Source organism: Pseudonocardia sp. CA-107938 (assembly GCF_050936315.1).
Classification (GTDB): Bacteria; Actinomycetota; Actinomycetes; order Mycobacteriales; family Pseudonocardiaceae; genus Pseudonocardia.
On record NZ_JBNJNA010000001.1, the window covers coordinates 763,984 to 777,070 of the forward strand.

A 13,087-nucleotide genomic window follows, 5' to 3' on the forward strand; every position below is an offset into this window, starting at 1 on the left:
CGGATGTTCCGGGGTCATCGCTGACCCCCCACTGCGGTCAGGAGGCGGTCGACCTGCCGGCCGACGGTGATCCCGCGTTCGAGGACGAGCCGTTCGAGCGCCTCCACGCGGTCCGGCGGGATGACGGGACGCAGGGCGGAGCCGCTGACGAAGTCGTCGAACGCCTGGGTGGTGGTCCAGCGCGGGGTGAAGCCGAACTGGCGGCGCAGCCGGGTGGTGTCGACGACGCGGCCGAAGTTCAGCAGGCGCATCTGCTCTGGTGAGAAGTCGACGATGCGGGCGCCGCGGAACAGCTTGCTGACCGGGCCGACCGCGAGCCCCGGCACGGGCAGCGGGAGCCGGCCGGCACGGCGGATGGCCTGCGACAGCATGAGCACGCCGTCAGCGGCCACGTTGAACGCGCCGGGGATCTCCTCGCTGGTGGCGCGCTCCAGGACGGCCAGCGCGTCCTCCTCGTGCACGAGCTGCACGCGCGCGTCGTAGCCGAGGATGGTGGGCACGACGGGCAGCGCGAAGTAGCGGGTGAACACGGTGTCGATGTGCGGGCCGATGAAGTTGGCGAACCGCAGCACCGTGACGGAGACGTCGGGCCGGCGCCGGGCGAAGCCGCGCAGGTAGCCCTCGATCTCGACGGCGTCCTTGGCGTAACCGCCGGACGGCAGGTCCTTCGGCGTCATCGACTCGTCGAAGAGCGCGGGGTCGCGCGGGCTCGACCCGTACACGGCCGTGGTGGAACGCAGCACCATGCGCCGCACCGACGTGGCCTTCTGGCACGCGGCGAGCAGCTGCATCGTGCCGATGACGTTCATCTCCTTCATCGCGGTGCGGCCGCCCGAGCTGGCGGGGTTGGCCATCAACGCGGAGTGGACGACGGTGTCGACCGAAGCCCTGGAGATGATCTTCGAGATGAGCGGGTTGCGGATGTCGGCGCGCACGAACTCGGCGCGTCCCATGCGACGGAGCAGGTCACGTGACGGCGGAACGGTGTCGACGCCGAGCACGCGGTCGATGTCGGGGTTGGCGGCGAGCCGAGCAGCCAGATGGCCGCCGAGGAATCGGCTCACCCCGGTGACGAGCACGACGGATGGGGGCACGGACCACCCCTGCGAATCGGAAGAGGATGCGACGGGTGCCCGATGCTAGTCCCCGGGGCGACCCCCGGTCACTCGTTGCACGCGATGAGTGACCGGACGCACCCCGGGGCGCAGGCGGCTTACTTGCCGAGCTTGCGACGCTGCACGCGGGTCTTGCGGAGGAGCTTGCGGTGCTTCTTCTTCGACATCCGCTTGCGGCGCTTCTTGATGACGGAACCCATGCGTGACCTTCTCGATCTGCTTGCGGTACGACTGCGGAAAGGTGCCCCGCCCGTGGACGCGCGAACGCGCGCACGACGGGACGACGACCGGCTGCCCATCCTACCGGCAGGTTCCCGCCTGTCCGTCCGGGGCCGCGTCGTTGCGGTGACCAGCAGGGCTGGTGGCCCGCAGCCCCGCCAGCAGGATGGCGAGGGCGTAGCCGAAGTCGTCGGACACGGTGGCACCCGCGGCGTGCCGCTCGCGGAGGCCGCGGGCCATCAGCGGGAACGGGATCGTCTCGATCGCCGCGGCTTCCGCGGCGGGGCTGGGCCGGCCCTGGTCCTCGACGGCACGGCCGAGCACGAAGTGCACCAGCACGCCGGCGGCCCGGGTGGCATCGGTGAGGGGGAAACCCGCGCCGTGGAGGACCTCGACCACACGTTCGGCGAACTCACCCAGCGCGAACGCGACCGTGAGATCAGCGCCGATCGCCACCCGCGCGCCGTCACGGTGGTCGAGCAGCGCGGCGTGCAGGGCGGTCGCGGCGTTCTCCAGCCAGCTCAGCCATGAGCCGCCGGCGGGCGGCAGCCCGGCCACGACCGGTGCCACCATCGCGTCGGTCATGCGGTCGAGCAGCGCGCGCTTGTTGCTGAAGTGCCAGTACAGCGCGGGCGCCTGCACGCCGAGCTCCGCAGCGAGGCGGCGCACGGTGAGCTTGTCGAGGCCCTCCGCGTCCAGCAGCTCCAGCGCGACGCGCACCGCGTCCCGAACCTCGATGGGCATGCCGCCTCCTTGACGCTTTAACAAGTTAAGGGCAGCCTAGCGCTTAACTTGTTAAGGAGGCAGGGTATGGACAGCGACGTCATCGTCGTGGGGGCCGGACCGGTCGGGCTGCTGCTCGCCGCCGAGCTGCACCTCGCCGGGGCACGAGCCGTGATCCTGGAGCGACGGGACACCCCGTCCCAGGACACCAGGGCCCGCGGCATCGGCGTCCTCGCCACCGAGGCGTTGACCCGCCGCGGGCTCGGCCCGCAGCTGGCCGACGTGCATCGTCGGGGCACGCAGGACCTCGCGCGCGACCACGGCAGCACGCTCGGCCACTTCGCGAACATCCACAAGCTCGTCCCGGACCCGGAACGCCACGGCACCAACATCTGGCAGCCGGAGCTGGAACGCCTGCTCACCGAGCACGCCCTGCAGCTCGGCGTGCGGATCCTGCACGGTCACGACGTCGTCGGGATCGAACCCGACGCGGACGGAGTCACCGTCAGGACGGCGGACGGGGAGCTGCGCGCGCCGTACGTTGTCGGTTGCGACGGCGGCCGCAGCACGGTCCGCACACTCGCCGGGTTCGGCTTCCCCGGCAGCCCCGCGCTGCTGCGCACCATCGCCGCGAGGACGCGGTTCGTCGGTGACGTCCCGCCGTCGGGACGCTACGCCGCCGGCACGTTCCTGCACCGCGGCGACATGGCCGGTGTCATCGAGCCCGCTGCCGCCGCCGCCGACGGGCCGGTGACCAGAGCGGAGCTGGCCGCGGCCATCCGTCGGGTCACCGGCGCCGACGTCGTCGTCGACGACCTGCACGACGCCCGCCGGTTCAGCGACCACGCCGGCCAGGCCGACACCTATCGCCGGGGCCGGGTCCTGCTGGCAGGCGACGCCGCCCACGTCCACTCACCGAGCGGCGGACAGGGGCTCAACCTCGGGCTGCTGGACGCGACGAACCTGGGCTGGAAGCTGGCCGCCGTCGTGCGCGGCGACGCGCCGGAAGGCCTGCTCGACACGTACACGCGGGAGCGGCACCCGGCCGGGGCGGCGGTGCTGCGCAACGCCATGGCGCAGTCGGCGCTGCTGGCGCCCGGTGTCCACGTCGACGCGCTGCGGGAGATCATCGCGGAACTGATGGACATCCCGGCCGCGAACCGGTACTTCACCGAGCTGCTGTCGGCGGTGAACCTGCGCTACGACCTCCCCTACCCGGCCGAGGACCCGGCCGGACGGTACTGCGCGGACCTCGAACTCGTCGACGACGGCGGCGCGGTGTCCCGGCTGCACGAGCACGCGCTGTCCGGACACTGGTTGCTGCTGCTCACGCCGCCGATGCGGGCGCTCGCCGCCTGCGCGACCGAGCTGGTCGACGTCATCCCGGTGACGAACACCGATCCGCTCCTTATCCGGCCCGACGGCGTCGTGGCGTGGGCGCGTGGCGACCGCGCGTCGCTGGGGACGGCGCTGAGCTGGTGGCGGAGCGAGGTGGGAACCCACTTCCCGGCGTCCCGTGTCACGATGGGTCACTGATCGGTCGCAGGGGGAGGGCACGTGCCGCACCGGAAGGGCAACGGACGGCAGCGTCAGCTCGGCCGGCGGCTGCGCCGCATGCGCGAGAACGCGGGCCTCACCATCGAGGCCGCCGCGATCGGGCTGGAGTTCTCCACCAGCAAGCTCAGCCGCATCGAGAACGCCGACCAGGGTGTCGACATCCACACCGTCAAGAGCATGCTCGACCTCTACGACATCGGCGGCGACCGGTGGGACGAGACCCTTCAGCTCACCCGGGACGCCAAGGAGAAGCCCTGGTACGCCGGGTACCTGGCACTGGGCGACTACGGCTACGTGGGCTACGAGGCGGACGCCGACCAGGTCCAGGACTGGGCACCGAACTACGTCCCTGGGCTCCTGCAGACCGCGGATTACGCCCGAGCGATGTTCTTGTCCGAGGTGATCGAACGCACCCCGGCCAGGGTGACGACCAGCGTCAAGGTCCGCGTGCTCCGCCAACGGCGCCTCACCGACCACGAGCATCCACTGCGCCTGGTGGCCATCACCAGCGAGAACGCTCTGCGCACGCCGTTCGGAGATCCAGCGATGATGCGAGCGCAGATCGCACACCTGATCGCGGCGTCCGAGCTGGCTTCGGTCACTCTGCAGGTGGTGCCCGCCCACACCGCGCCGCACGCGTCGCTGTCCTCGGGGTTCGCCGTACTCAGCTTCGGCAACCTCGGCGAGCCCGACCTCGCCTACGTCGAGCACTCGCTTGGCGCCAACTTCCTGGAGCGCGCCGACGACGTCCTGCTGGCCAGGTTGAAGTTCGACCAGCTGCGTACGATGGCGCTCACCCCGGCGGCGACGCTGGAGCTGCTGCGGGAGATCGCCGCGGCGATGTAGGAGTTCGGAGGACCACGCCATGGACGTCGAAGGACTCGCCTGGCGCACCAGCACCTTCAGCGGCGGCAACGGCAACGGTTGTGTCGAGGTGGCCCCGCTCCCCGACGCCGTGGCGGTGCGCGACACGAAGGACCGCACCCGCAGCCCGCACGTCTACTCCCGCGCCGCCTGGGCTGCGCTGGTGGCGGGGGTGCGCGCGGGGGACTACCCGGCGTCGAAGTAGGCGCTGCGCAGGTAGTCCTCGACCGCGTTGCGCGGAACGCGGAACGACCGTCCGACCCTGGCCGCGGGGAGCTCCCCGGAGTGCACCAGCCGGTAGACGGTCATCTTGGACACACGCATCATCGCCGCGACCTCGGCCACCGTGAGGAACTGCACCTGGGCGAGGTGGATCTCGGGCTGCTCGGACGCCATCCGGTCACCGCTTTCGGGTCTCACCGAGCCCGGTCGCTCGACCGGGTGCGGGCGTGCCAGGTGAGTCTAGCGGGGCCCGTGTGACGACCACGAGCGGCCACTCCACTCGGCGGAGGAGTCAAGGCGCGCGTCAGGGTGAGACGGGTAGTCCGATCGGGCCCCTGATCGTTCGGCCGTGGGTTCTAGTGCTTCGTGAGGGATGGTTGGTGCCCTTATCGGTGGATCCAGGCGTTCGCCGGCAAGGCGCCGGTCCGTGACTCGTACCTGGCGTACTCGAACGGGCCGGCAACGCCGCCGGCGGGCGGCTGGGCCGCCGAGAAGGGTGCCGACCGTCCCTCACGGAGCACTAGTGCTTGCCGAGCTCGACCGAACGGTCGCGGGCGGCCTCGATCGCGGCGATGAGTGCGGCGCGCACGCCGTGTCGTTCCAGCTCGCGGATGGCCGCGATCGTGGTACCCGCGGGAGAGGTCACGGCCTCGCGCAGGATGACGGGGTGGTCGTCGGACTCGCGCAGCATGCGGGCCGCGCCGAACGCCGACTGGACGATCAGGTCGGCCGCCACCGCGCGCGGCAGTCCCAGCAGGATGCCCGCGTCGATCATGGCTTCGACCAGGTAGAAGAAGTAGGCGGGGCCGGAGCCGGAGAGCGCGGTGACGGCGTCCTGCTGCGACTCCGGCACGCGCACCACCCGTCCGACGGCGCCGAGCAGCTTCTCCACGGTGGCCAGTTGCTCGTCGGTGGCGTGGGTGCCCGCGGAGATGGCACTCATCGCCTCGCCGACCAGCATCGGGGTGTTCGGCATGACCCGCACGACGGGGGTTCCGGCCGGCAGCGCCGCCTCGTAGAGCGCCGTCGGGAGGCCGGCGCAGAGGGACACCACGAGCGTCTCCGGGCGCAGGGCGGGGCCCAGCTCGGCGAGCACGGGGTCGATGTCCTGCGGCTTCACCGCGACCACGACGATGTCGGCCGTCGCTCCCGCCGTGGCGACGTCGACGGCCTCCACGCCGAGCCGGGCCGACAGCTCCTGCGCCCGCTCCGGGTAGCGCTCGGTGAACACCAGCTCGGCCGGGGCGTGCCCGGCGCCGAGCAGGCCCGCCAGCAACGCCTCCCCGATCTTCCCCGCGCCGACCACCGCGATCCGTGTCATGCGACGACGGTACTGCGCGCAGTCTCCACGCCGGCAACGCGTCGAGAACGAACTTGTGGTGATCAACAGGGCCTGTTGATCACCACAAGTTCGTTCTCGACGACTACCCCCGGGGAGCCAGGGCGAACTGTCGGGCCTGGCAGACGAGGCGGCCGGCCGAGTCGACGACCGTGACGTCGTTGTCGAACCGTTCGCCGCCGACGGTCGCCGACCGCGAGTCCAGCCGCAGCCAGCCCGGCGCCGGGCGGGCGCGCAGCAACGCCGTCAGCTGCACGGTGGGCGACCAGCCGAACCGGCCCAGCAGGTTGAACAGCGGCGGCGGCAGGATGTCGCCTGCGAGCAGCGCGAACAGCACGTCCGGCTCCTCGCCGAGGGGGCGCACCCAGCCCTGGACGATCGGCGGTCCGGCCTCCCCGCGGATGAACGCCATCGTCGAGCGCACGTACCGCAGCTCGCACGAGGAGGCGATGCCCTTCGACGCGCGGTCGTTGTTCGGCGCGAGGGCGTCCGGCGGCGGCTCGGCGGGCAGGTCCGGCAGCTCCGCCCAGTCCGGCTCCGCGTCGGGCAGCCGGCCGGCGGTGACGGACGCCGTCAGCATGGTCCGGCCGTCCTGCGCCATCCGCACGGCCGCCACGGACACGGTGCGCCCGAGCTTGACGACGTCCGTCTCCAGATCGACGGGGCCGGGGTCGGGCGCGCGGAGGAAGTCGGCGGCCACGACCAGCGGATCCGGCGCCGCTCCCGGCGCCTCGTCGGCCAACCGGGCCAGCGCGGCCTTCGCCATCAGCACCATGAGCAGGCCGCCGTGGGCCTTGGGACCCACCGTCCAACGCGTGCCCAGCTCGGCCCGGAAGCGTCCGGCGCCGACCGGTTCGACGTCGATCGCGCCGCTGAACGGCGGGGCCGTCGGTGGTGATCCCATCAGCGAGGTCTATCACCCGCCGGACGGCCGGTGCTGCCACCGGGGGCGGATCTCACACGACGACCGGGGCGCCGTCGGCGGTCGGCTGCAGGTGCAGGCGCGCGAAGAGCAGGGACTCCGCCAGCATGGTCGCCCGCTCGTAGCGGGTGCGGCAGCGGCGCGTGCTCACCTCCAGCACGACGACGCCGGCGAAGCCACGCTCGACCAGCCGCGCGCACACCTCCGCGCAGGGCTGGCCGCCGCGTCCGGGCGGCAGGTGCTCGTCACGCGGGCCACCGCTGCCGTCCGCCAGGTGGACGTGGGCGAGCCCGTCGCCCATGCGGTCGAGCAGCGCCAACGCGTCCTGGCCGGCCGCAGCCGTGTGCGACAAGTCCAGCGTGTAGTGCTCGTGCCCGACCTCGGTCGGATCGAAGCCCGGCTCGTACGGCACGGTGCGGACCCGGCCACGGACGACCGGGAACATGTTCTCGACGGCCACCGCCACGCCGGAGTCGGCGTCCGCGGCGGCGACCTCGTCCGCGAACAGCGAGGCGTACTGCCGCTGCCAGCGGAACGGCGGATGCAGCACGACCGTGCGCGCGCCGAGGATCGACGCCGCCTGCACCGACCGCCGCAGCCGCACCACCGGGTCGGCACCCCACACCCGCTGCGTCACGACCAGGCACGGCGCGTGCACCGCCAGCACCGGCACCCCGTAGGTGCGGGACAGCCGCTCGACGGCGGCCACGTCCTGGCTCGGCCGGTCGGCCCACACCATCAGCTCGACACCGTCGTAGCCCAGCTCGGCCGCCAGCTCGAACGCAGCCGCTACCGGCTCCGGGTAGACCGAAGCCGAGGACAACGCGACCGGCGGCCCGTTCACTTCCCCAGCAGGATGAGGACCACCGGCGACACGGTCAGCAGCAACCCGACGCCGACGGCCAACGCCGTGGTGCGGGTGTCGGTGGTGCGCAGCAGATGCCGGACACCGAGCACCAACCCGGCCGTGACCAGGATCGACGCGAAGATCGCGACCACCAGCAGGTCGCGCCAGAGGAAACGGAACGCCACCCACAGCAGCGCACCGGCGATGGCGCCGATGATCCACTGCGCGACGATCGCGCCCCACGACTGCGCGGCCACGGGCTCGTCGTCACGCTGCCGCCGGCGCGCCGGGCGCTCGTCGGCCTCGTCGTCGAACTCGTCCTCGTACTCGTCGAGGTCGTCGTCGCGATCGTCGTCGACATCGGCGCGACCGCCGCGGAGACCGGCGACTCCGCGGGCACGGCGAGGATCGTCGTCGTAGCCGTCGTCCTCGTCGTACTCGTCGTCGTACTCGTCGCTCTCGTCGTCGTAGTCCGCGTCGTAGTCGTCGTTGCGGTCGCGGTAGTCGTCGCGGTAGTCGTCCTCGTACTCGTCGTCGTAGTCGTCGTCGAGGTCGAGGGGCTTGCCGGCCTGCGTGGGCGGGCCGCCGTCGTCGGGGCGCTGGTCAGCGCGGGCACGCTGCCACGGCTCGGCAGCGGCGGGCGCACCGTTCATCGGGCGCGGCGGTGCCTCGGCCATCGGAGGGCGCTGCGGGCGGGACGGCGGGGCCATCGGCGGCGGCGGGGGCTCCGCGAACCGCTGCGGAGTCCGCTCCGGGATGCGCGGCATCCGGTCGGTCGGGATATCGGGGGGCCTCTGGTACGCCGACGGGCGGTGCGGCTCGGGCGCGCGGTACGGCGGGTCGTCCTGCGGGACGGGCTCGCGGAGGATGCGGCGGTCCGGCGCGGCGGGCGGCGCGTAGTCGTACGGCGGGCGGCTCGGCGGACTCGGGGCACTGGGGGCGCTCGGGGCGTAGCCGCCGTCGTAGGACTCGACGTCGTCGGGACCGTCGGCGGCCCGCCGCCGGCGGCGACGGCCGGTCGCTGCGCTGTCGCCGCCGTGGGCGGCAAGCAGCTCAGCGACCGTGCGCTGGCGGGGGTGATCGGTCTCGGAAGTCATCCGCTACACCGTGCCTGGTTTTCCGTCAAGGGGCCAAGAGCACTTGGGGCGTCGTGCGCCGAGCGGTCGCTCTGGGCCGTCCCATCGAGCAGATCGAGCCTGCGCAGGATCACCCCTTCGCGCAACGCCCACGGGCAGATCTCGAGCTCGCTCACGCCCAACGCCCGCATCGCGGACTCCGCGACGAGCGCGCCGGCGACCAGCTGGTGCGCCCGGCTCCCGCTCACGCCCTCGAGTTCCGCCAGGTCGGTCGAGGACATGCGGGTGATGAAGGAGGCCAGCTGGCGCAGGCCGGTGTCGCTCAAGGTGCGGCGCACCCGCAGGCCGGCAGCCGACGGCGCCGCACCCGTGAGCCGCGCCAACGACCGGAACGTCTTCGACGTGCCCACGGCCAGATCCGGTACACCGCGGCGGCGCAACCGCCGGGCGACCGGGGCCAGCTGCTCGTCGAGGTGGGCGCGCAGCGCGTCGATCTCCTTGCGGCCCGGCGGGTCGGCCGAGAACCACTCGCGGGTCAGCCGGCCGGCGCCGAGCGGCAGGGACGCCGCGGCGGCCGGGTGCTCGTCGACCCCCGTCGCGAGCTCCAACGAGCCGCCGCCGATGTCGAGGACCAGCAGCTGCCCCGCCGACCAGCCGTACCAGCGGCGCACCGCGAGGAACGTGTAGCGCGCCTCGTCGTCGCCCGGGAGGACCTGCAGGGAGATGCCCGTCTCGGCGCGGACGCGCGTCAGCACGGCGGCCGAGTTCGTGGCGTCGCGCAGGGCGGAGGTGGCGAAGGCGAGGAGGTCCGCGCACCCGGCCGCCGCGGCCGCGTCCCGCGCCCGCTCCACGGCCCCGATCAACGCATCCGCCCCGGCGGTGGTCAGCGCCCCCGACCGGTCCAGGTGCTCGGCCAGCCGCAGCTCACTCTTCTCGGAGGTCATCGGGGTCGGGTGGCCGCCGCGCAGCGCGTCCACCACGAGCAGGTGGACGGTGTTGGAGCCCACGTCGAGCACGCCCAGCCGCACGGGGGAACAGTACTCGGGGGGAGGCCCGGGGGCAGCGAGAGAAAGCACACCGGGGCAGGGGGTTTGCGGTGATCAAGGGCAAAATGTCGTTACGCGATCTTGAACAGCGACATTTCGCCCTTGATCACCGCAACTAGCACACGGCCGCCGATCTCGCCGGCGCGTCCTGCTGGTTGTCCACATCGGTGCTGGGTTGTCCACAGGTCCGCAACACTCCCACCGAACTCGCTTTGCGCGACCCACGCTGGGCCCATGCGATCACCCCTCCGCCAGTTGGCCGCGGCCCAGCACGGGGCCTTCAGCACTGCACAGGCTCTGCTCTGCTACTCACCCGGCGAGGTCAGGGCACGGCTCGCCGGAGGTCACTGGGTCCAGGTCTTCTCCGGCAGCCACCGGCTCGCCCGCGCCGAACCCAACGCCCGCCTCCGCACGTCCGCGGCCGGGCTGTCGCTGGGCCGGGAGGTGCCCGCGTGCCTGCACACGGCGGCGGAACTGCACGGCTTCGGCGTCCTGCTCGATCCCGTCACGCACGTCGCCGTCCCAGGTTCGGCTCCGCTCCTGCACCGCGCCGGACTGTGGCCGCACCAGCTCGCCCTCGGCGACGACGACCTCACCCGGCTGCGCTGCGGCATCGTCGCCACCACCGCCGAACGCACCGCCGTCGACCTCGCGCGAACACTCCCCCGCCTCGACGCGCTACCCGTGCTCGATGCGGCGCTGGCCGCTGGCGTCTGCACGCAGGAGTCGCTCGCCAGTGAGGTGAGCCGGCACGCCGGCCTGCGCGGAGTGCGGCAGGCGCGCGAGCTCGTCCCGCTGGCGTGCGAAGGGCCGGAGTCGCCGCCCGAGTCGCGGCTGCGGCTGCTCTGCCACGACGCGAAGCTGCCCCCGCCGACGGTCCAGCACCTCGTCACCGACGGACGCGCCCGCCGGTGGATCGACCTCGCCTGGGAGGAGGCGATGGTGGGCCTGGAGCACGACGGCGAGGTGCACGACGGCCCGGATCGTCGACGCTCCGACCGCCGGCGGCACAACTGGTTCCAGAACCTCGGCTGGACGATGTTCTACGCGACGGACGCCGACACGTACGGCGACCCGGCGCGATTGCTGGCTCAGGTGGCCGCAGCGGTGGGTCGTCGATCAAGGGCAAAACGTCGTTCCGCGTGATCGACTGGCGACATTTTGCCCTTGATCAACGCACGACCGCGCCGCCCCCGACCTCAGCTCTCGAACTTGTACCCCAGCCCCCGCACCGTGACGAGGTGCTTGGGTGTGCTGGGGTCCTGCTCCACCTTCGAGCGCAGGCGCTTGACGTGCACGTCGAGGGTCTTGGTGTCGCCCACGTAGTCGGCGCCCCAGACGCGGTCGATGAGCTGGCCGCGGGTGAGGACGCGGCCGACGTTGCGGAGCAGGTACTCCAGCAGGTCGAACTCCTTGAGCGGCAGCGGGACGTCGGCGCCGTTCACCGACACCACGTGCCGCTCCACGTCCATCCTGACGGGCCCCGCCTCCAGCACGCCGGGTGAGCCGTCGGCCTCGGCCGCGCCCTCGCCGCCGCGGCGCAGCACGGCGCGCACGCGGGCGATCAGCTCGCGCGCCGAGTACGGCTTGGTGACGTAGTCGTCGGCGCCCAGTTCCAGGCCGACGACCTTGTCGATCTCGCTGTCGCGGGCCGTCACCATGATCACCGGGACGGACGAGCGCGTGCGCAGCGCCTTGCAGACGTCGGTGCCGCTCATGCCGGGGAGCATGAGGTCGAGCAGCACGATGTCGGCGCCGTTGCGGTCGAACTCCTCCAGGGCGTCCTGCCCGGTGGTGGCGACGGCGGTCGTGAAGCCTTCCTTGCGCAGCAGGAAGGCCAGCGGGTCGGCGAAGGACTCCTCGTCCTCGACGATGAGCACCCTGGTCATGTCGTCCCTCCGATGGCGGCCGGTTCGGCCTGATCGACGGTGAGCGCGGCCGCGGCGGGGAGCCGCATCGTGAACGTGGATCCGGTGCCGGGGCGGCTCCACAACCGCACCTCGCCACCGTGGTTGGCCAGCACGTGCTTGACGATCGCGAGCCCGAGGCCCGTGCCGCCGGTCGCGCGGGACCGGGCCGGGTCGACGCGGAAGAACCGCTCGAACACGCGCTGCTGGTGCTCGGGGGCGATGCCGATGCCGCGGTCGGTGACCGCGATCTCCACCCAGTCGTCGACGAGGCGCCGGCTGACCGACACCGACGCATCCGAGCGGGAGTACGCGACGGCGTTCTCCAGCAGGTTCGACAGCGCGGTGACCAGCAGCTGCAGGTCGCCCTGTACCTCGAGCCCGCTCGGCTCGTCGACGGTGAACGCGATGCCGGCGGCCTCGGCGGAGAGCTTGGCGCGCGCCAGCGACTCGTTGACGACCTCGTCGATCTCCACCGTCTGCATCTCGGGGAGCCGTTCGGCGCCGGTGAGCCGGGAGAGCGCGATCAGCTCGGTGACGAGGTTGCCCATGCGCGTCGACTCGTTGAGGATCTTGGTGCCGAAGCGGCGCACCTCGTCCGGGTCGTCGGCCGCGTCCAGCACGGCCTCGGCGAGCAGGCCCATCGCACCGACGGGCGTCTTCAGCTCGTGGCTGACGTTGGCGACGAAGTCACGACGGGTGTTCTCCAGCCGCACCGCCTCCGACGTGTCGGCGGCCTCGACGACCGCGAAACCGTCACCGAGCGGGCGGACCTGCGCGAACACCGCGGACGGGCGGCGGCCGCGCCGATCGAGCGGCGAGAGGTCGACGGCGAGCGGGTTGCCGTCGCGCTCGACCCGCTCGGCCGCAGCGGCGGCGCGGCTGTCGATGCGGCCGTCGCCGACGAGCCCGAGCTCGACGGCGCGCGCGTTGTGCAGCACGACGTCGCTGTGCTTGCTCAGCACGGCGAGTCCCTGATCGGTGGCGTGGAAGACCCGCTGCAGCAGGTCCGCGATGGTGGGGCGGGGAGCGGGGGCGGCCGTGCGGGCCGGGGCGGCGGCGCCGCGGCGGGCGGTCCGGCGACCGATGAGGAACCCGATCACCAACCCGCACACCGCGAGCAGGATGCCGACCAGTGCGGTCATGTCGTCATCGTAAGCAGCAGGACCCGTCATCGATCCAGCTCAGACGGCCTGTCGTGATGCTGGTGACGTCCCTGAGCGGCAGTATTCGACGGCCGTTCACGCCAC

At 72.5% G+C, this 13,087-nt stretch carries 15 protein-coding genes; 4 read left to right on the forward strand and 11 right to left on the reverse strand.

What is annotated here, in order from left to right; genetic code table 11:
- Window positions 1-14: 14 nt before the first annotated feature.
- The 3 genes from ACQEVB_RS03865 to ACQEVB_RS03875 form a co-directional block, all read right to left on the reverse strand.
- Complete coding sequence (locus tag ACQEVB_RS03865) at window positions 15-1,094, reverse strand: NAD-dependent epimerase/dehydratase family protein (protein WP_432965038.1); 1,080 nt, start codon at window positions 1,092-1,094, stop codon at window positions 15-17.
- A gap of 119 nt (window positions 1,095-1,213) precedes the next feature.
- The gene (locus ACQEVB_RS03870) at window positions 1,214-1,315 is read right to left on the reverse strand and encodes a 30S ribosomal protein bS22 (protein WP_010241351.1); all 102 of its coding nucleotides are present in this window, start codon (window positions 1,313-1,315) and stop codon (window positions 1,214-1,216) included.
- A gap of 100 nt (window positions 1,316-1,415) precedes the next feature.
- Window positions 1,416-2,078: a TetR/AcrR family transcriptional regulator C-terminal domain-containing protein gene (locus ACQEVB_RS03875; protein WP_432965045.1), complete on the reverse strand. Its 663-nt coding sequence runs from the start codon at window positions 2,076-2,078 to the stop codon at window positions 1,416-1,418.
- Window positions 2,079-2,126: 48 nt separating this feature from the next.
- Here ACQEVB_RS03875 and ACQEVB_RS03880 point away from each other — a divergent pair, with 48 nt between their 5' ends.
- Genes ACQEVB_RS03880 through ACQEVB_RS03890 form a run of 3 tightly spaced genes read left to right on the forward strand, consistent with a single transcriptional unit; the run spans window position 2,127 to window position 4,683 of the window.
- Window positions 2,127-3,593, forward strand: a complete 1,467-nt coding sequence (locus tag ACQEVB_RS03880; protein WP_432965048.1) for an FAD-dependent oxidoreductase — start codon at window positions 2,127-2,129, stop codon at window positions 3,591-3,593.
- 21 nt (window positions 3,594-3,614) lie between these two features.
- Entirely contained in the window at window positions 3,615-4,460 is an 846-nt protein-coding gene (locus ACQEVB_RS03885; protein ID WP_432965051.1) for a helix-turn-helix domain-containing protein, read from the forward strand.
- Between the two features lie 19 nt (window positions 4,461-4,479).
- A complete protein-coding gene (locus ACQEVB_RS03890) occupies window positions 4,480-4,683 on the forward strand; it encodes a DUF397 domain-containing protein (RefSeq protein ID WP_432965054.1) in 204 nt (67 codons plus the stop codon).
- Here the strand turns inward: ACQEVB_RS03890 and ACQEVB_RS03895 are convergent.
- From ACQEVB_RS03895 to ACQEVB_RS03920, 6 genes are all read right to left on the reverse strand, one after another.
- On the reverse strand, window positions 4,665-4,874 hold the full coding sequence (locus ACQEVB_RS03895) for a helix-turn-helix domain-containing protein (protein WP_432965057.1): 210 nt from the start codon (window positions 4,872-4,874) through the stop codon (window positions 4,665-4,667). The genes ACQEVB_RS03890 and ACQEVB_RS03895 overlap by 19 nt on opposite strands.
- 346 nt (window positions 4,875-5,220) lie before the next feature.
- Complete coding sequence (gene proC / locus ACQEVB_RS03900) at window positions 5,221-6,021, reverse strand: pyrroline-5-carboxylate reductase (RefSeq protein WP_432965060.1); 801 nt, start codon at window positions 6,019-6,021, stop codon at window positions 5,221-5,223.
- Window positions 6,022-6,124: 103 nt separating this feature from the next.
- Entirely contained in the window at window positions 6,125-6,943 is an 819-nt protein-coding gene (locus ACQEVB_RS03905; protein WP_432965063.1) for a thioesterase family protein, read from the reverse strand.
- Window positions 6,944-6,995: 52 nt separating this feature from the next.
- Window positions 6,996-7,805, reverse strand: coding sequence for a sugar phosphate isomerase/epimerase family protein (locus ACQEVB_RS03910; RefSeq protein ID WP_432965066.1), 810 nt, complete (start codon window positions 7,803-7,805; stop codon window positions 6,996-6,998).
- Window positions 7,802-8,905 (reverse strand): hypothetical protein, encoded by a 1,104-nt coding sequence (locus ACQEVB_RS03915; protein ID WP_432965069.1) that lies wholly within the window; start codon window positions 8,903-8,905, stop codon window positions 7,802-7,804. The genes ACQEVB_RS03910 and ACQEVB_RS03915 overlap by 4 nt, the downstream gene beginning before the upstream one ends.
- Complete coding sequence (locus ACQEVB_RS03920; protein ID WP_432965072.1) at window positions 8,902-9,912, reverse strand: hypothetical protein; 1,011 nt, start codon at window positions 9,910-9,912, stop codon at window positions 8,902-8,904. The genes ACQEVB_RS03915 and ACQEVB_RS03920 overlap by 4 nt, the downstream gene beginning before the upstream one ends.
- A gap of 252 nt (window positions 9,913-10,164) precedes the next feature.
- Here ACQEVB_RS03920 and ACQEVB_RS03925 point away from each other — a divergent pair, with 252 nt between their 5' ends.
- Complete coding sequence (locus ACQEVB_RS03925; RefSeq protein ID WP_432965075.1) at window positions 10,165-11,076, forward strand: hypothetical protein; 912 nt, start codon at window positions 10,165-10,167, stop codon at window positions 11,074-11,076.
- A 53-nt stretch (window positions 11,077-11,129) separates the two neighbouring features.
- Here the strand turns inward: ACQEVB_RS03925 and ACQEVB_RS03930 are convergent, their stop codons facing one another.
- On the reverse strand, window positions 11,130-11,819 hold the full coding sequence (locus tag ACQEVB_RS03930; protein ID WP_432965078.1) for a response regulator: 690 nt from the start codon (window positions 11,817-11,819) through the stop codon (window positions 11,130-11,132).
- A complete protein-coding gene (locus ACQEVB_RS03935) occupies window positions 11,816-12,982 on the reverse strand; it encodes a sensor histidine kinase (protein WP_432965081.1) in 1,167 nt (388 codons plus the stop codon). Before ACQEVB_RS03935 ends, ACQEVB_RS03930 begins: the two co-directional genes overlap by 4 nt.
- Window positions 12,983-13,087: the final 105 nt, after the last annotated feature.

Coding starts and splice junctions, on each gene's coding strand:
- ACQEVB_RS03895 (WP_432965057.1), bottom strand. CDS start 4,874: ATGGCGTCCGAGCAGCCCGAGATCCACCTCGCCCAGGTGCAGTTCCTC.
- ACQEVB_RS03870 (WP_010241351.1), bottom strand. CDS start 1,315: ATGGGTTCCGTCATCAAGAAGCGCCGCAAGCGGATGTCGAAGAAGAAG.
- ACQEVB_RS03890 (WP_432965054.1), top strand. CDS start 4,480: ATGGACGTCGAAGGACTCGCCTGGCGCACCAGCACCTTCAGCGGCGGC.
- ACQEVB_RS03905 (WP_432965063.1), bottom strand. CDS start 6,943: ATGGGATCACCACCGACGGCCCCGCCGTTCAGCGGCGCGATCGACGTC.
- ACQEVB_RS03925 (WP_432965075.1), top strand. CDS start 10,165: ATGCGATCACCCCTCCGCCAGTTGGCCGCGGCCCAGCACGGGGCCTTC.
- proC (WP_432965060.1), bottom strand. CDS start 6,021: ATGACACGGATCGCGGTGGTCGGCGCGGGGAAGATCGGGGAGGCGTTG.
- ACQEVB_RS03930 (WP_432965078.1), bottom strand. CDS start 11,819: ATGACCAGGGTGCTCATCGTCGAGGACGAGGAGTCCTTCGCCGACCCG.
- ACQEVB_RS03915 (WP_432965069.1), bottom strand. CDS start 8,905: ATGACTTCCGAGACCGATCACCCCCGCCAGCGCACGGTCGCTGAGCTG.
- ACQEVB_RS03935 (WP_432965081.1), bottom strand. CDS start 12,982: ATGACCGCACTGGTCGGCATCCTGCTCGCGGTGTGCGGGTTGGTGATC.
- ACQEVB_RS03875 (WP_432965045.1), bottom strand. CDS start 2,078: ATGCCCATCGAGGTTCGGGACGCGGTGCGCGTCGCGCTGGAGCTGCTG.